This is a genomic window from Sinomonas humi, from assembly GCF_000802235.1.
Lineage (GTDB): Bacteria > Actinomycetota > Actinomycetes > Actinomycetales > Micrococcaceae > Sinomonas > Sinomonas humi.
This window is the reverse complement of record NZ_JTDL01000104.1, coordinates 66,972-84,355: the sequence shown is the minus strand read 5'-3', so window position 1 is coordinate 84,355 and position 17,384 is coordinate 66,972. Positions and strand designations below refer to the sequence as shown.

The 17,384-nt window shown below is 67.4% G+C and carries 14 protein-coding genes; 4 read left to right on the top strand and 10 right to left on the bottom strand.

Annotated features, from left to right (window positions below):
• The first annotated feature begins 140 nt into the window (after positions 1–140).
• Positions 141–317: a hypothetical protein gene (locus tag LK10_RS21850; RefSeq protein WP_156144116.1), complete on the top strand. Its 177-nt coding sequence runs from the start codon at positions 141–143 to the stop codon at positions 315–317.
• 12 nt (positions 318–329) lie between these two features.
• Here the strand turns inward: LK10_RS21850 and LK10_RS09920 are convergent, their stop codons facing one another.
• Together LK10_RS09920 and glnA are read right to left on the bottom strand one after the other, a co-directional pair.
• Entirely contained in the window at positions 330–545 is a 216-nt protein-coding gene (locus LK10_RS09920; protein ID WP_043123038.1) for a hypothetical protein, read from the bottom strand.
• A gap of 170 nt (positions 546–715) precedes the next feature.
• Positions 716–2,140, bottom strand: coding sequence for a type I glutamate--ammonia ligase (gene glnA, locus LK10_RS09915; protein WP_043123035.1), 1,425 nt, complete (start codon positions 2,138–2,140; stop codon positions 716–718).
• Positions 2,141–2,383: 243 nt separating this feature from the next.
• Here glnA and LK10_RS09910 point away from each other — a divergent pair, with 243 nt between their 5' ends.
• Positions 2,384–2,818 carry an RDD family protein gene (locus tag LK10_RS09910; RefSeq protein WP_043123033.1) on the top strand — a complete coding sequence of 145 codons (435 nt, stop codon included), beginning with the start codon at positions 2,384–2,386 and terminating at the stop codon, positions 2,816–2,818.
• 70 nt (positions 2,819–2,888) lie between these two features.
• Here LK10_RS09910 and LK10_RS09905 read toward each other — a convergent pair whose 3' ends face one another.
• The 3 genes from LK10_RS09905 to lipB all read right to left on the bottom strand — a co-directional run bounded on the left by LK10_RS09905 (position 2,889) and on the right by lipB (position 5,434).
• Positions 2,889–3,608 (bottom strand): DUF4191 domain-containing protein, encoded by a 720-nt coding sequence (locus LK10_RS09905; RefSeq protein ID WP_043123031.1) that lies wholly within the window; start codon positions 3,606–3,608, stop codon positions 2,889–2,891.
• 75 nt (positions 3,609–3,683) lie between these two features.
• On the bottom strand, positions 3,684–4,694 hold the full coding sequence (gene lipA, locus LK10_RS09900) for a lipoyl synthase (protein WP_043123029.1): 1,011 nt from the start codon (positions 4,692–4,694) through the stop codon (positions 3,684–3,686).
• A complete protein-coding gene (lipB, locus tag LK10_RS09895; RefSeq protein WP_269429500.1) occupies positions 4,691–5,434 on the bottom strand; it encodes a lipoyl(octanoyl) transferase LipB in 744 nt (247 codons plus the stop codon). The genes lipA and lipB overlap by 4 nt, the downstream gene beginning before the upstream one ends.
• Before the next feature lie 76 nt (positions 5,435–5,510).
• Here lipB and LK10_RS09890 point away from each other — a divergent pair, with 76 nt between their 5' ends.
• Positions 5,511–7,043 carry a serine/threonine-protein kinase gene (locus LK10_RS09890; protein ID WP_043123025.1) on the top strand — a complete coding sequence of 511 codons (1,533 nt, stop codon included), beginning with the start codon at positions 5,511–5,513 and terminating at the stop codon, positions 7,041–7,043.
• Positions 7,040–10,552 (top strand): S41 family peptidase, encoded by a 3,513-nt coding sequence (locus LK10_RS09885; RefSeq protein WP_043123023.1) that lies wholly within the window; start codon positions 7,040–7,042, stop codon positions 10,550–10,552. Before LK10_RS09890 ends, LK10_RS09885 begins: the two co-directional genes overlap by 4 nt.
• Positions 10,553–10,611: 59 nt before the next feature.
• Here LK10_RS09885 and LK10_RS09880 read toward each other — a convergent pair whose 3' ends face one another.
• The 5 genes from LK10_RS09880 to LK10_RS09860 all read right to left on the bottom strand — a co-directional run bounded on the left by LK10_RS09880 (position 10,612) and on the right by LK10_RS09860 (position 16,821).
• Positions 10,612–11,040 carry an OsmC family protein gene (locus tag LK10_RS09880; protein ID WP_043123020.1) on the bottom strand — a complete coding sequence of 143 codons (429 nt, stop codon included), beginning with the start codon at positions 11,038–11,040 and terminating at the stop codon, positions 10,612–10,614.
• 142 nt (positions 11,041–11,182) lie between these two features.
• Entirely contained in the window at positions 11,183–11,554 is a 372-nt protein-coding gene (locus tag LK10_RS09875; protein WP_043123017.1) for a hypothetical protein, read from the bottom strand.
• Positions 11,555–11,698: 144 nt separating this feature from the next.
• Positions 11,699–13,540: a 2-oxoglutarate dehydrogenase, E2 component, dihydrolipoamide succinyltransferase gene (gene sucB, locus LK10_RS09870; protein ID WP_043123014.1), complete on the bottom strand. Its 1,842-nt coding sequence runs from the start codon at positions 13,538–13,540 to the stop codon at positions 11,699–11,701.
• Positions 13,541–13,598: 58 nt separating this feature from the next.
• Positions 13,599–14,981 (bottom strand): dihydrolipoyl dehydrogenase, encoded by a 1,383-nt coding sequence (lpdA, locus tag LK10_RS09865; protein WP_043123012.1) that lies wholly within the window; start codon positions 14,979–14,981, stop codon positions 13,599–13,601.
• 307 nt (positions 14,982–15,288) lie between these two features.
• Positions 15,289–16,821, bottom strand: a complete 1,533-nt coding sequence (locus LK10_RS09860; RefSeq protein ID WP_043123009.1) for a leucyl aminopeptidase — start codon at positions 16,819–16,821, stop codon at positions 15,289–15,291.
• Positions 16,822–17,384: the final 563 nt, after the last annotated feature.

Sequence of the window (17,384 nt, the reverse complement as noted above, 5' to 3'; positions counted from 1 at the left end):
TCTCTGACCTACGTGGTGCGCTGCTTCGCGGCGCCCGGATTCGAGTACTGGCTACGGATGCGGCCCGTCTTCGGAATTGGCACAGTTGATGCGGGGGGAGCCGGGCCCGACGATCGGGCGTTCCAGCGAGAGGGAGAGCGATGAGCGAAGAAGCAGTTCCGTCGGTCGATCTCGGCCGACTTGAAGGCCTCGTCGAACGACTTGAGGAGGCGGCGGTTGCGCTCGCCGCCAGCGAGGGAAAGCTGGTCAGGACCCTTGAAGCGATGAGGGAGCGCGACCGCGCGGCGGCGTTCGACGCTTGGCGACGAGGACAGTAGGAGGAGCCAAGCTCAGGGCTGGTCTGTCTCGCTGTTGAACTGCCAGACGGCAAGCCGGTCGTCGCGACGCAGGTCGGCTTCTTCCAAGATCAATTCTGCTGGGCCGAGTCGCAGTTGCTCGACCTCTGTCGCCGCGATCCGCAGTGCTTCGTCGTCGTCCTGCGCCTCAAACCGCAGATGCAGGACTGAATCCTGGCCGGGCTCTTTCACGAAGAGTGCAAAATTCATTGTTCTTCCTTCGTCCGATACGCCCCCTACACTACAGACCGCCCACATGGGTGGGGCGTTCCGACAAGGCCGTGTAACGCAGAAGAGTCCGCACGAGCACGGGCCGATCGGCACCGCTGCTCGTGCGGACTCTTGAGGGGCGAAGTGCGTGCGGCTACACCGCACGCTGGCTACACGCCGAAGTAGAGCTCGAACTCGTACGGGTTCGGGCGGAGCGAGAGGGGAGCAATCTCCTTCTCGCGCTTGTACGCGATCCAGGTCTCGATGAGGTCCTGCGTGAAGACGCCACCGGCCTGGAGGAACTCGTTGTCGGCCTCGAGTGCATCGAGGGCTTCCTCGAGCGAGCCGGGGGCCTTGGGGATGTCCTTGGCTTCCTCGGCGGGGAGCTCGTAGAGGTCCTTGTCGATCGGAGCAGGCGGCTCGATGCGGTTGCGGATTCCGTCGATGCCGGCCATGAGCTGGGCCGCGAAGGCGAGGTACGGGTTCGACGAGGGGTCCGGTGCGCGGAACTCGATGCGCTTGGCCTTCGGGTTCGTCCCCGTGATCGGGATCCGGATGCCGGCCGAGCGGTTGCCCTGCGAGTAGACCATGTTGACCGGGGCCTCGAAGCCCTTGACGAGACGCTTGTAGGAGTTCACGGTCGGGTTCGTGAACGCGAGGACGGCGGAGGAGTGCTTGAGAAGGCCGCCGATGTACCAGCGCGCGAGGTCGGAAAGGCTCGCATAGCCCTTCTCGTCGTAGAACAGCGGCTCGCTGCCGTTCCACAGGGACTGGTGGCAGTGCATGCCCGAGCCGTTGTCGCCGAAGATCGGCTTCGGCATGAACGTGACCGTCTTGCCCCACTCGGTCGCCGTGTTCTTGATCACGTACTTGAACTTCTGCAGGTCGTCCGCAGCGCGCACGAGGGTCGAGAACTTGTAGTTGATCTCGGCCTGGCCGGCGGCACCGACCTCGTGGTGCGAGCGCTCGACCTCGAGGCCGACAGCATCCAGGTTGAGGACCATGGCGTCGCGGAGATCAGCCTGGTGATCGACCGGCGAGACCGGGAAGTAGCCGCCCTTGAACGGCGTCTTGTTCCCGAGGTTGCCACCCTCCTCCTCACGGCCCGAGTTCCAGGGCGCCTCGATGGAGTCGACCTTGTAGAACGAACCCTGGGGGGACGATTCGAACTGGACGTTGTCGAAGACGTAGAACTCCGCCTCAGCGGCAAAGAACGCCGTGTCCGCGACGCCGGTCGACGCGAGGTAGGCCTCGGCGCGCTCGGCCACTCCGCGGGGATCGCGGTGGTAGGGCTCGCCGGTGCGGGGGTTGACGATCGAGAAGTTGAGCGCCAGCGTCTTCTCCACCCGGAACGGGTCCACGTAAGCCGTGGTCACGTCCGGGATGAGCTGCATGTCGGACTCGGCGATGCCCTGGAAGCCGCGGATGGAAGAGCCGTCGAACAGCTGCCCGTTGACGAAGAAGTCTTCGTCCACCGTCTTGGCCGGGACATTGAAGTGCTGCTGGACGCCGGGGAGGTCGGTGAAGCGGATGTCGATGAACTTGACATCCTCGTCCTTGATGAACGCGAGGACTTCCTCCGCAGACTTGAACATCTGTTCTCCTTACAGATCGGGATGGCACGCACCGGGCGCGAAACGGCGGCGCGCAGGCAGCATCGCCGCGCGGGCGGCACCGTGCTGCAACGCGACCCAGCCTACGAACGCGGCGTTACTCGGCAGTGTCCATATTGTTTCAGCGACGTTACATCACGTGGCTGCTACTGGTCCCACGCTAGGCGGCACTCGGCCGCTCCGCCAAGGCGGGGACGTCACAGAAGAGCCAACTAGACTGGATCGGTGATCGACCGAAGAGACCTGAGTTCCTGGATCAGTGGGCCCCCGACGGAGCCCGGGCACTACCCTGGTCGAGGCCTCGGTCTGCCGCGTACCGGCCGCGGTTCTATTGCCCGGCCGGGTCGTCGCGTCGTCGCCCTCTGCATCGATTGGGCGGCGTGCCTGCTGATCTCGACCGCCTTCTTCCACGGCAACTCATCCGCGACGCTTGGCATCTTCGCTCTCGAGCAGATGGTTCTCGTCGGCACTGTCGGCTACAGCCTCGGGCACCGGGCGCTCGGGCTCAAGGTCGTCCGGCTCGGGGGCGCGCCGGCGGGCATCCTGGCAGCAATCGTGCGAACCGTGCTGCTTTGTCTCGTGATTCCAGCGGTCGTGTTTGACGCAGATCAGCGCGGTCTCCACGACAAGGCCGCCAGGACCGTTCTAGTGCGCCTCTAGGTTGCCGCCCGAGACGGCGAAGGGCCCGGACAGGAACGTCCGGGCCCTTCGCCGTCTCAGGAAGCTGTGCTCAGCGACCGCGCATCGCACGGCGGTCGGGACGGATGCGCGTGGGGTCGATGCCCTTGGGAATCGGCAGGCGCGGGCCGAGTGAGGCGAGCCGCTTGTTGATGGCCTGAACCTCGACCTTGGTCAGTTCGGGCTTGAGCTTCTGCATTCGCTTGGCGACCTTGTTAAGCGGGGTTTGGCCGTCCTCGCGGCCGCTCTCGATGACGGTGATCGGAACGTTCGGGAGAATACGCGCCAGACGCTTGCGCTCGGAGTCGACCAGAGGACGGACACGGCCCGAAGGCCCCTCAGAGACGAGGACGACGCCGGGGCGTCCCACCGCACGGAACACGAGGTCCTGGGTGCGCGGATTGATTGCGACAGGCTGCTCTTCGACGATCCAGCCCCGCCGCAGGGTGTTCAGCGCGGCGCCTGCGGCACCCGGCTGCCCTTCGATCTGGGAGAACGCAGCCCGCTCGGCCCGGCGGCTCAGGATCAGGATGGCACCGAGGACTCCGAGGAGGATGCCGACGATGAGGCCCGTGATCCAGTTCTCGAGCAGCGCGCCGATCAGCACGCCGAGGCCGACGACGACGAGGAACACCAGCGCCATGAGCCAGACGACGTTCGGGTCCGCTCGCCGGGTCATCTGGAAGACCTGGAGCATCTGCTTGAAGCTGTTCGGCTTCTTCGCCTTCTTCGGATCTCGATCCGAGGGCGTGTTGGAGGTGTTCTTCGCCATAGTGCTTCAATTCTAAGTGAAACGCCGCCCTCCCAGACCTCGTCCGGAAGGGCGGCGTTTGAATGCGCAGGTGAATCAGCGCACGTTGGCGGCGAGAAGGCTCGCGGCCTCTTGCCGGGTGGTGCCTGAGGATTCGATGTGGGCGAGCTGGGGCGGGATCTCGCGGCCCTTCTTGCGCATGGCGGTCGCCCACAGGCGACCGGCGCGGTACGAGGAGCGAACGAGAGGGCCGCTCATGACGCCGAGGAACCCGATCTCCTCTGCCTCGTGGGAGAGCTCGAGGAACTCCTGCGGCTTGACCCAGCGGTCCACGGGGTGGTGCCGCTCGGAGGGCCGCAGGTACTGGGTGATGGTGAGCAGGTCGCAGCCGGCCTCGTAGAGGTCGCGCATGGCCTGCGAGACCTCCTCGCGGGTCTCGCCCATCCCGAGGATGAGGTTTGACTTGGTGACCATGCCCCGGTTCCTGCCCTGGGTGATGACATCGAGGGAGCGCTCGTACCGGAACGCCGGGCGGATGCGCTTGAAGATCCGCGGCACGGTCTCGACGTTGTGCGCGAAGACCTCGGGCTGGGCCTCGCAGATCGCGGCGATGTGCTCCGGCTTGCCGGAGAAGTCCGGGATGAGGATCTCCACGCCCGTGCCGGGGTTGAGCTCGTGGATCTTGCGGATGGTCTCCGCGTAGAGCCAGGTGCCCTCGTCCTCGAGGTCGTCGCGTGCGACGCCGGTGACGGTCGCGTAGCGCAGGCCCATTGACAGGACGGAGCGGGCGACCTTGGTGGGCTCGAAGCGGTCCAGCGGCGAGGGCTTGCCGGTGTCGATCTGGCAGAAGTCGCACCGCCGCGTGCACTCGGAGCCGCCGATGAGGAAGGTGGCCTCCTTGTCCTCCCAGCATTCGAAGATGTTGGGGCAGCCGGCCTCCTCGCACACGGTGTGGAGGCCTTCCTTCTTCACCTGGTTCTTGAGCTGGATGAACTCCGGGCCCATGTGGACTTTGGCCTTGATCCACTCGGGCTTGCGCTCCACGGGCGTCTCGGCGTTGCGCTGCTCGATGCGCAGCAGCCGGCGCCCCTCGGGTGCGAGCGTCACAGAAGTGCTCCTTCGGTCTGGGCGGGGGCGGTGGAACCATCTGCCGGCCGATCCTCGGCGACGAACTCTCCCGCTCGGCGAGCAAGTTCTTCGGCGATCCGGTCCACGATGTCGAGCGGGCCGACCTCTCGGCCCACTTCCGCAGAAATTGTTGTCGTTCCCGCGTCGGTGATGCCGCACGCGATGATCTGCTCATAGGGGTCGAGGCTGTTGCTGCAGTTGATCGCGAACCCATGGCCGGTGATGCCTTCATGGATGCTGATGCCGATGGCCGCGATCTTGCGATCACCGCCTCGTTCGTCAGCGCGGACCCAGACGCCAGAACGTCCGTCGACGTGCTCCGCCTTGATCCCGTACTCCGAGATCACGGTGATCATGACGTCTTCAAGCAGCTCGACGTAGGCACGCACGCCTCTCGGCTCCTTGAGGCGCACGATCGGGTAGCCGACGAGTTGGCCGGGCCCATGCCACGTGAGCTTACCGCCGCGGTCGACGGGGACGACCGGAGTGCCATCGAGCGGTCGCTCATGGTCCTCTGTGCGCTTGCCTGCCGTGTAGACCGCAGCGTGCTCGAGGAGAAGGACAGTGCTGGGGGCCTCGCCTGCTGCCACCTCGTCGTGGAGCTGACGCTGTGCCGCGAGTCCGGCGGTGTAGTCGACGTAGTCGGGCGCAAACCCCAGCCGGGTGAACGCAAGAGTCATGCGGACTAGCTTAATCCCCCAGAGGAGCGGCGCTGCCATGAGATGACTCACACCGGCCCGGGCGGGCTGTGGATAACTTCCGGCGCCAATCCTCGATCTGCGGTAGACAAGGGTCATGGAACCCACCGAACCAGCGGTCCAGGGGTACGACGTCGTCCGCCTCCTCGGGCGCGGAGGCGCCGGCGACGTCTGGCTCGTCCGGCATCAGCGGAGCGGATCCCTCCGGGCAGCGAAGGTCTTGCGAGCGGGGGCGGGAAGCATACGGGCAGCTGCGCATCCATTGCGCCGCGAGCTCCGCAGGCAGGCCGTCCGCTCGCATCCACACCTGTTGACGTGCCTCGCGTCGACGACCGATGATCGCACCGGCGCCGCCGTGCTGCTGTCCGAATATGCTGCGGGTGGTTCCTTGGCCCGGCTCGTCGCGGCGCGTGGCCGACTGACGGCAGGGGAGACCGTCACCACGATGGGTCCTATCGCCCAAGCGGCCGCTTTCCTGCACGCACAGGGAAGGGCTCACCTCGACATCGCGCCCGGCAACATCCTCTTCACCTCCGAGGGGCGCCCCCTGCTCGCCGATTTCGGCGAGGCGCGGCAGGTCGGAGACAAGGCGGGGGAGACGCGGGGCACCGACGGCTTCTTCGACCCCTTCTCCTCGGGCGCCATAGCAGCCGTGCGCCCTGCAGCGGACGTCTATGGGCTAGGAGCAGTTGCCTGGTTCTGCCTTGTCGGGTCGGCCCCTGGCCCGCGCCGGGCTCGGCCGCCGCTCGGCCTGCTCGCCCCCGGCATCCCCGCGGAGCTTGCGACAGCCGTCGAGGCAGCGCTCGCCGAGGATCCCCGGGAGCGTCCGACGGCGGCGGAGTTCGCCCGGGCTGTCCTGAGGAGTCGCGCTGCCGACCCCGTCGATCTCGCTCCCGCTGTCGACGCCGATGTTCTCCCCGAGCTGGTCACGCGCCTGCAGGAGGGCTCGCGGAGGCGGCGGGCGCTGTCACGTCGGCCCGGCTTTGCTGTGCCACGGCGTCCCCGCCCCAGGTTCATCGCAACGGTCTTCGCCGCAAGCGCGGCGGCAGCCACGGCGGCCGTGGCGCTTGCCGGCACAGGTGTCTTTGGGCTCGGGGACCACTCCAGCAAGAGCGCACCGACCGTTACCGCGACGGCCACCAGGTGGTCCGCTCTGCCCGAACCGCTCAGACGCGGAGCTGAGTCCGACGACCCTGTGCAAGCGGTCCAGTCGCTCGCCGAGATTAGGGCGCTCGCGGTGTCCGGCGCGGACCGAGAGCTCCTGGCCAGGATCAACGCGCCCGGTTCTGAAGCGGACGCAGCGGACCGCAAACTCGCAGCAGACCTCGAATCGTCCGGACAACGGCTTGAAGGGTTCACGGCGAGGGTGCTCTCGGCAGAGCTCGCGGGAACCGATTCGGGAGACGCCGGGACCTCTCGGGCGGACGCAGCGGAAGCCGGCGGCAGCACCGCCGTCGTCCGCGTGCGGGTGGTGACGTCCGCTTTCTCGGTCCGGGGACGCGACGGCACGGAGCTCAAACGCCCTGCCGAGGCAAAGGACCAGTGGCTGCGGATCGTCCTCGAGCGGCGCGATCCCGGCTGGCAGGTGTCGCGGGTGCTCCCAGCCGCCCTGCCTATGATCGGAGGATGACAGCCTCCAGCTACTTTCGGTATCCCCATGTGCACGGCGACCTCGTTGCGTTCGTGGCCGAGGACGACGTGTGGCTTGCCCCGGTCGACGGCGGCCGGGCCTGGCGTATTTCGGCGCTCCAGCTCCCAGCCCGCAATCCGCGCTTCACACCAGACGGCACGAAGGTGGCGTGGAGCGTCGTGCAGGGCAACGCCCCCGAGGCGGTAGTCGCCGACGTCGAGGGCGGAGGCTTCCGTCAGCTCACCCACTTCGGCCACCAGTCCACGCGAGTGAAGGGCTTCGACCCGCGCGGGCGCGTCATCGTCACGAGCGCCCACAATCAGCCTGATTCCCGTCACGCCTACGCCTACGCCGTCCCCGTGGAGGGCGGCCGAGTCGAAGAACTGCCCTTCGGCCCCGTTGATTCGGTTGCCTTCGGCCCCTCGGTCGGCGACGAACGTCCCGTCGTCGTGGGCAGCGTGCTCTCACGTGAGCCCGCCGCGTGGAAGCGCTACCGCGGCGGTGCAATGGGCAAGCTCTGGATCGATGTGGACGGCGGCGGCGAGTTCCGCCGCCTGGCCCCCGAACTGGAGGGCAGCCTGTGCGATCCGCTCTGGATCGGCGGCCGCATCGCATTCCTCTCGGATCACGAGGGCTACGGCAATGTCTATTCGGTTGAGCGGGACGGCTCTGACCTGCGGCGCCACACAGACTTCGACCGCTTCTACGCACGGCACGCGAGTTCGGACGGCTCGAGGATCATCGTCGAGTCGGCGGGCGGGCTCTGGCTCCTCGACGGCCTTGATGCGGAACCCCGCCGGCTCGAGGTGAGCCTCGGCTCGGCCTCGACGTCGCGCCGCCCGGTCCCGCTCGCCGTCGGACGTCACCTTGGCGAGGCGGTGCCGACGCACGACGGCGACGCGAGCGTCGTCGAGTCGCACGGGACTGTGCATTGGCTCACCCATCGGGACGGACCTTCGCGCGTGGTCGAGGCTGCCCCCGGGGTCCGGGCACGTCTGGCCCGTCCGCTCGGGGGTGACCGCGTCGCCTACATCGCGGACCCCGCGGGGGAGGAGGCGCTCTTCGTCAAGGACCTCCGGGACGCCGGGGACTACGCCACCACCGATGAACCACCAGCCGAAGCCGCTTCGGTCCCCGCCGAGAGGGAGGAAGCCGAAACCAGCCTGCCCGCCCCGGTCCCGGTCAGTGCACGGCCTGCCGCCGTGCTGCCGCATGTTCCTGACGAGGGCGCAGAACAGGCCGCCGACGCCGGCGCGGCCGATCGGGAAGACAGGGCACGAGGCACGGCCGAAACACCCGCGAGCGCTCCGCTGCGGTTCGACCTGCCGACCCCTGGCCGCGTCGCCCAACTCCTCCCGAGCCCAGACGGCCGCCGCATTGCGCTGGGCACAGCTTTCGGAGAAGTCCACCTCGTCGATGTCGAGTCGAAGGCGATTCGCACGCTTTCCACCGTGGAGGAGGGCACGATCGAGCAGCTTGCGTGGAGCCCGGATTCCAAGTGGCTGGCCTGGAGCGAGCCCGTCACCGCCTTCGGCTCCCGGTCGAAGCTGCGCATCGCGAACGTCTCGTCCGGCGTGATCGCCGACGTGACCGATGGCCGCTTCTGGGATGCGTGGCCAGCCTTCACGCCAGACGGGAAGTACCTCGCCTTCCTCTCGGGACGCAGCTTCGACCCGGTCTATGACGGCCACTCGTTCGACCTCGCTTTCCCGAGCCCGATCAAGCCGTACATCGTGCCCCTCGCAGCCACGACGGCTGCGCCCTTCGGGCCGAAGGTTGCGGACTTCACTGCCGCATCGGGCGCCCAGAAGGCTGACGGGCAGAAGCCCGACAGCGAGAAGAGCGAATCCGATGAGACCCGGGTCGACCTCGAGGGCCTCGCGCACCGGGTTGTGGCCCTTCCCGTCCGGCAGGGGAACTACTCGCGTCTCACGGCGGCCCCCGGCGCGCTCCTGTGGCTCTCACACGACCTCTCCGGCGCGACTGGCGAGGGCAAGGCCAAGCCGGGGGACAAGGACCCCCAGCCCACGCTCGAACGCCTCGACCTGGGCGATGGTCGCACCGCGACCCTCGTCGCTGCGTTGGACACGTACCGACTGAGCGGGGACGGCTCGAAGGTCGTGTACATCAGCGACCGGCACGTCAGCTCGGTACCGAGCACCGGGAAGGCCGAGGAGGGCTCTGGCGATCACGTCCGCGTCGATCTCGACCGGATCCGCGTCCGCCTCGAGCCGGTAGCCGTGTGGCGGCAGGCATTCGCGGAGGCGTGGCGGCTTCAGCGCGACTTCTTCTGGACCGCCGACATGGCGGGACAGGACTGGGCCGAGGTGCGCTCGCAGTACGAGCCGATCGTCGAGCGGCTCGGCTCCCATGACGATCTGGTCGACCTGCTGTGGGAAGTGCACGGGGAACTCGGGACCTCTCACGCCTATGTGACACCGAGCCTCGCTTCCGAACCCGAGGCCGGGGGCCAAGGGCGTCTTGGCGGCGAGTTCGACTACGACGAGGGCTGGGTCGTGCGCCGGGTCCTCGCGAGCGAATCGTCCGATCCCCTTGCGACGTCCCCGCTCGCTGCACCTGGTGCCGATGTGAGGCCCGGAGACCGCATCCTCGCGATCGACGGCGTCCCGCTCACCTCCCAGTTCGGGCCGGCTATGGCGCTCGTGGGCGCGGCGGGCAAGACGGTCGAGCTCACGATGCTCAACGGCCCTGCGCACGACGGCTGCGAGGGCCAACGCCGCCGGGTCGCCGTCGTCCCCCTCAAGGACGAGGAGCGTCTCCGCTACCAGGACTGGGTCCAGGCGAACCGCCGCCTTGTCCGGGAGGCGTCCGAGGGCCGGTTCGGGTATCTTCATGTGCCCGACATGGGTGCGCGCGGGTGGGCGCAGCTGCACCGCGACCTCGACACCGAGACTGCGCTCGATGCGCTCGTGGTCGATATCCGGCGCAATCGTGGAGGCCATACCTCACAGCTTGTCGCGGAGCTCATCGGACGCCGCGTCACCGGCTGGACGATGCCCCGTGGCGAGCGCCCCCGCACCTATCCACGGCACGCCCCGCGCGGACCCGTCGTCATCCTCGCCGACGAGTTCGCCGGCTCGGACGGCGACATCATCACGCAGGTGGGCAAGCTGCGCGGTATTGGCCCCGTCGTCGGCACCCGGACGTGGGGCGGAGTGATCGGGATCGACAACCGGTTCAGGCTCGCGGACGGCACGGGCGTGACCCAGCCTCGATACGCGACCTGGTTCGGAGACGGAGTCGGCTGGGGTGTGGAGAATCATGGGGTAGTGCCGGACATCGAGGTGGCCTTCCCGCCGCACGCCTACGCGGCCGGCCTCGACCCCCAGCTCGAGCAGGGAATCGGTGTGCTCAAGGAGATGCTCATCGAGATCCCGACCGAGCGGCCGCCTGCTCGCACAGGCTACCCCTCGGTCCGTCCGGCAGCCCTGCCACCGCGTCCACAACAGCTGGCGGAGGCAGGCTCAGCGCTCGCCTACGAGGGGTGAGCGACGACAGGGCCCCTGCTGCGCGCGCAGCAGGGGCCCTGTCTGTCTGGGAGTCCTGGTCAGGACTCGAGCTTCGCGTCGAGGGTGATCTCAATCCCCGCGAGCGCCTGGCTGACCGGGCAGCCCTGCTTGGCGCCATCAGCGATCTTCTCGAACTCGTCCTGTGAGAGGTTCGGCACCTTCGCCGAGAGGGTGAGCTTGCTCGTCGTGATCCCCTTGCCTGGGATGAAGTCGACCTCGGCCTGAGTGTTGATCTCGTCGGCTGTGTACCCTGCTTCGGCCAGACCGTTGCTGAACGCCATCGAGAAGCACGCGGAGTGGGCGGCAGCGATGAGCTCCTCCGGGCTCGTCTTGCCGTTGGCGTCGGCGCTGCGTGCCTTCCACGTCACGTCGTACGTGCCGAGCCCTGACGTGTCGAGGGTCGTCCGTCCGGAACCCTCCATGAGGGTGCCGTTCCAGACGGTGTGGGCGGTACGGATGGTAGCCATGCTTCGCTCCTTCGTTGGGTCCTGTGGACTGCTTCGCCGGCCAGAGGGCCGGAGTGAGTGGACTGGCTCCGCCATCGTAGGCACAAAGAGGCCCCGCTTGCTTCTCGTGAAGCTCGCGGGGCCGGGGTAACTGCGGGCTGCGTCAGGGCCAGATCGTTGCGATGGCGACGTTGAGTAGGGCGAGGCCTCCGACGGCGTGTGCGAGCCCGGGTGCGACGGGTTCGCCCGCCTTCCGACGGCGGTTCCCCACGAAGGCCAGGGCACCGACTACGACGGCGATGATGAATTTGATGGTCAGCTTCAAATAGTCGGGAGAGGCGACATTAGAGTCCGCCTGCTTGGAGAGCACCGTGATGAGGCCGACGAGGATGATGCCGGTGACGAGCTGAGTCATTGCGCCGTCGAACTGCCGAGCGCCCACGGTGGGCTTCTTCATGTTCGCGATCCACGGGCCCACGATCATGGCTGCACCGACGACGTGTAGGAAGACGAAGATGCTCAGGACGACAGTCATGGTCTCGATTCTAATGTTGGGCTGCTGGCCGTCCTGGCTCGATCCGCGGCGCTGAGGGTTCCAAGTGGATAACAAATGGAAAGGCCGAGGCGCGGATCCTGAGGGGATCCGGGCCTCGGCCTGAGCGTCGGTCGGCGGTGCCGCTCAGAGGCCGAGATCGGCCTCGAACGCGCCACCCTCAAGGCGAGCCCGGAGCGTCTGCAGGAAGCGCCCAGCGTCCGCACCATCGACGAGACGGTGGTCGTAGGTGAGCGAGAGGTACATCATCGAGCGGATCGAGATGACGTCGTCGCCCTCTGCATTCTGCGTGACCCACGGCCGCTTCACGATCGCACCCGTGCCGAGGATCGCAACCTGCGGCTGGTTGATGATCGGGGTGTCGAACAGCGCCCCGACGGAACCGATGTTCGTGATGCTGAAAGTTCCGCCGGAAAGCTCGTCCGGGCCGATCTTTCCGCTGCGCGTCCGCGATGCGACGTCGGCGATGCGGCTCGCGAGGCCCGCGAGGTTGAGGTCCCCTGCATCATTGATGACCGGAACAAGGAGGCCCTTCTCGGTGTCCACCGCGATAGCGAGATGCTCCGCGTTGTGGTACGTGATCTCCTGCTTCTCCTCGTTGTACTCCGCGTTGAGCTTCGGGTGCTGCTTGAGCGCCTCGGCGACGGCCTTCGCGATGAAGGGGAGGAACGTGAGCTTGACGCCGTTCTGCGCCTGGAAGTTCGCCTTCGCCCGATCGCGGAGCTTGGCAATCCTCGTCATGTCGATCTCGTGCACCTGCGTGAGCTGAGTCGACGTGTCGAGCGACTCGCGCATGCGGCGGGCGATGACCTGACGGATGCGCGGAGCCTTCTCGGTCGTGCCGCGGAGCGACGACGCGGGGGCGGCCGAAGGCGCGGCGGGAGCCGCCGGAGCAGCAGCCGTCTGGGCAGGCGCCGTCTGGGCAGGCGCCGGAGCAGCCGCCTGCTGGGAAGCCTTCTGTGCCTCGGCAGCAGCGACCACATCCTGCTTGCGGATGCGGCCACCGACGCCGGTGCCCTTGACCGTCGAGAGGTCGACGCCCTGCTGATTGGCGAGCTTCCGGACGAGCGGCGTGACGTAGCCGCCCTCAGCACCGTTGGAAGCGGCTGCAGGTGCAGCGGGAGCGGCCGGTGCAGCGGGAGCCTGCTGTGCGGGCGCTGCCTGTGCAGCCGGCGCGTTCTGCGCTGGCGCGGGAGCGGCCTGGGCCAGCGCCTTGTCCTCGTCCTCCGCCGGGGCCGGTGCCGAGGCGACGGCACCCGAAGACGCAGTCTGCTCAGGCGCCGGGGCGGCCTGAGTCTGCTGCTCGGCTGGGGCGGGCTGGGTCGGCGCAGCCTGGGCGGCCGCACCGGAGCCGATGACCGCGAGGACGGCTCCGACCTCCGCGGTCTCGTCCTCGTTGACCCGGATCTCCTGCAGCGTGCCTGCAACCGGCGAGGGGATCTCCGTGTCGACCTTGTCGGTGGACACTTCGAGGAGAGGCTCATCGACCTCGACAGCGTCGCCGATGCTCTTGAGCCAGCGGGTGACGGTGCCTTCGGTGACGCTCTCGCCGAGGGCAGGAAGCGTCACTTCGTGCCCATCGGGGGCGGCTTGGTCGACGGAGGGCTCGGCCGGTTCCTCTGCTGGCGCTGCCTGGGCAGGAGCCGCCGGCTCGGGCTGCTGGGCAGGCGCGGCCTCCGTGGCCGACTCCTGCGCGGGAGCAGCAGCGGCTGGCGCGGAACCCCCACCCGTGCCGTCTCCGATGCGGGCCAGGGGAGCTCCGACCTCGGCGGTCTCGTCCTCGGCGACGAGGATCTCCTCGAGGACGCCGGCGATGGGCGAGGGGATCTCCGTGTCGACCTTGTCCGTCGAGACCTCGACGAGCGGCTCGTCAACCTCGATACGGTCACCCACCTGCTTGAGCCAGCGGGTGACGGTGCCTTCGGTGACGCTCTCCCCGAGAGCCGGCAAGTTGACGGATTCAGACATTGGCTCCGTGCTCCTTCGTGCTTCTAATCGTGCGATTGGTGTCGTTGCCGCGGGCGTGTCAGCCGTGGAGCGGCTTGCCGGCCAGAGCGAGGTTGGCCTCGCCGAGGGACTCGTTCTGGGTCGGGTGGGCGTGGATGAACTGCGCGACGTCCTCCGGGTAGGCCTCCCAGTTGACGATCAGCTGCGCCTCGCCGATCTGCTCGCCCATGCGCGCTCCGATCATGTGCACGCCGACCACTGGGCCGTCCTTCTGGCGCACGACCTTCACGATTCCGGTCGTACCGAGGATCGAGCTCTTGCCGTTGCCGGCCAGGTTGTACTCCTGCACCTGGACCTGATCGTCGCCGAACTTGGCCTTGGCGCCCTTCTCGGTGTAGCCGACGGTCGCGATCTCGGGGTCGCAGAAGGTCACCTTGGGAATGTTGACGTCCTCGACCACGACCGGATTGAGGCCCGCGATCTCCTCCGCAACGAAGATGCCCTGCTGGAAGCCGCGGTGCGCGAGCTGAACACCCGGCACGATGTCGCCGACGGCGTAGATGTTGCCCACGCCGGTGTGGAGCCGCTCGTTCGTGATCACGAAGCCGCGGTCGATCGTGACGCCCTGCTCTTCGTAGCCGAGGTTCGCGGTCACCGGGCCGCGGCCCACGGCGACGAGGAGGAGTTCGGCCTCGAACGTCTTGCCATCGACCAGGGTGACCTTGACCCCGTTCTCGTCCTGCTCGACGCCCTGGAAGAACGTGCCGGTGTTGAACTTGATGCCGCGCTTCTTGAACGCTCGCTCGAGCTGCTTGATGATCGCATCGTCTTCGTTCGGGACGAGTGAGGGCAGGCCCTCGACGATGGTGACATCGACGCCGAACGACTTCCAGACGGAGGCGAACTCCACGCCGATGACTCCGCCGCCGAGCACGATGGCCGACTTCGGAACGTAGTCGAGTTCGAGGGCCTGGTCGGACGTAATGACCCGGCCGCCCAGCTCAAGGCCCGGGAGGGACCGGGAGTAGGAACCCGTCGCGAGGATGATGTTCTTGCCCTTGTAGGCGGTGCCGTTCACAGTGACCGTGTCCGGGCCGGTCAGTCGGCCCTCGCCTTCGATGACCGTGATGCCCTTGGCCTTGATGAGGCCAGAAAGGCCCTTGAACTTGCCCGCGATGATGCCGTTCTTGTAGGCGTTGACGGCGTCCATATCGATGCCTTCAAGCGTCACGTTCACGCCGTACTTCGCTGCATCGCGCGCGTGGTCCGCGAGCTCTGCCGAGTGGAGGAGGGCCTTCGTGGGGATGCAGCCGTTGTGGAGGCACGTTCCGCCGAGCTTGTTCTTCTCGACGAGCCCGACGCTGTAGCCGAACTGGACGGCACGCAGTGCTGCGGCGTAGCCGCCACTGCCGCCACCGAGGACCAAGATGTCGAATTCCTGCGCAGTTGGCTGGTCGGCCACGTGACGCTCCCTCGCATGAAGGACGGCGATAAGCCGTCGTGGGTGACAATCTGCCGCCAGCTGGTGTGCTGGCAGGCCCGGTATCAGGGCAACCCTATCGCCCTGACGGACTATGCTCCACCTTCCTAGGGTCGTTTGTCCCAGCCTTGTGGCAAGGCTCACGGATCGACCCCGGTTTCGCTTTGTGGATTTATCTTCTCACTTTATGGAATGCCTTGGGGAAGCCTCCAGCTAGTGATCCCTGTCACAGACAGCGAGAGGGCGCCCGGCTGGAAGCCGAACGCCCTCTCGCTTTCCTGATCTGAAGTCAGGAGCGGCTGTTCGCGAGGCCCTCAACGTAGCGGACAAGGGTGCGGACCATCGCTCCCGTGCCCTGCTTCGGCGTGTAGCCCCAAGGGCCACCGGTGTTGAAGGCCGGCCCCGCGACGTCGATATGCGCCCAAGGAATCGTGGACCCGTCGCCGTTCTTGCCGACGAACTCGCGCAGGAAGATTCCTGCCGTGAGCATTCCGCCAGGCCTGTCGCCCACGTTCGCGATGTCGGCCACCGCGGAGTCCAACCCCGCACGCAACTCCTCGGGAAGCGGCATTGCCCAGGCTGCCTCGCCCTCGTCGTCGGCCGCGTCCTTGAGGGCCGCCGTCACTGATGTGTCTCCCATGAGCCCCGCCGTGCGCGTCCCGAGCGCGATGAGGGCGGCGCCGGTGAGCGTCGCGATGTCGATGATGACGTCGGGCTTCTCCTCGCTTGCCGCCGCGAGACCATCTGCCATGACAAGCCGGCCTTCCGCGTCGGTGTTGAGGACCTCGACCGTGGTCCCACCGTGGATCGTGATGACGTCGGCGGGCCGCTGAGCGCTCCCCGAGGGCATGTTCTCCGCAATGCAGAGCCAGGCCGTCACCTTCGTGCGGACTCCGAGGCGTGCCGCCGCGAGGACTGTTGCGAGAACGGAAGCGGCACCCGCCATGTCGCTCTTCATCTCGTCCATCTTGGCGGCGGGCTTGATCGAGATCCCACCGGTATCGAACGTGATTCCCTTGCCGACGAGGTGCACGGACGGGGCCTTCGAGGGCTGCGCCGGCACGTATTCCGCTTTCACGAGTCGCGGGGGGCGCGCACTTCCCTGCCCGACGGCAAGGATGCCGCCGAACCCCTCCTTCTCAAGCCTCTTCTCGTCCCAGACGGTCACCTTGACCGATGTCCCCTTCGCGAGTTCCTTCGCTGCCTCCGCGAACGATGCAGGGTAGAGCTGGCTCGGAGGCATGTTGACCAGCGTGCGCGTCGTGTTCACAGCCTTCGCGACGGCGGCGGCACGCTGGAGGGCAGCGTCCGCGGCCGCGCTTCCCGCAATCGGGGAGAGGACGACGGCGCGCACCACGTTGGGCTTCGCTGCCTCGCCCGAGCGCGCGCGGTGCTCGGTGTACGAGTAGGCGCCGAGAGCCGCGCCCTCGGCAACGGCCGAGAACTCGGCGACCGTGGGTGCGGGGAAGGCGAGGACGACCTTTCCAAGCCCAGCTAGCTGACGCACGGCGGAGCCTGCCGCCCGGCGAAGCTGCTCGCCGGTAGGCGCAGCACTGCCGATCTTTCCCACTCCCGCCAGAGCGATGATCTGCGTGTTGAGCTCCGGAATGCCGGGAAGCCGGATCAGGGAGTCGGGGGCACCGCTCATCCCCAGCAGCCCGAGCGTGCTCTGGATCGCCTCCGCATCCTTGGCGCTCAGGGGGCTCTCGAGAAGGAGCGGGCCGCCGTCGCCCTGCGCGACGCCGATGACGACGGCGTCGCTGGGATTCTTGCGCAGGTCCCGGGCGATGGCGCTCAGTGATGCTTCGGCATTGATGAACACGGAAGGAGGCCTCGATTCTTCTGGGCGTCTGTGGGAAGGCTTCGGGTGGGAGAGCGGTCCCGCTCCGGACTTCCGATCGTAGCCGGTCCTCCCTGCTACCGAGTCCGCGCCGTCGGCAGCCCGCACGGGCACTCAGTGCTGGAGGAGTCGACCGGAATTGCGATGGCCAAGAAGTCAACCATCCACAAATGAACAGTCGCCCCTGCCACTTCCCCAGCAGCAGCCCTGATGACAAGGCTGCGAACATGAGAAGAACTTCCAGCGAACACGACCATCCCGCGCACGCCGGCTCCGACGCTTAAGCCATGGCAAACCCAGAGCGGATAACGAACACCATCACGACGCAATGCGGCTACTGCGGCGAACGACTGGACTGGACTGAATGCCAGACCATCCGAGGCGCCAGGATCAGCGCCCGAATCACCCCCCATCAGGCGACCCGTGACCACATGGCTCAACACCATGCCGAGGAAGAGACCATTGGGACGCTCGCAAGGCCGCAACGCAGACTCTTGCCATGGTCTTCGACGTCGTCTTCCACCTGGCCTGCGTAGGACCGATCA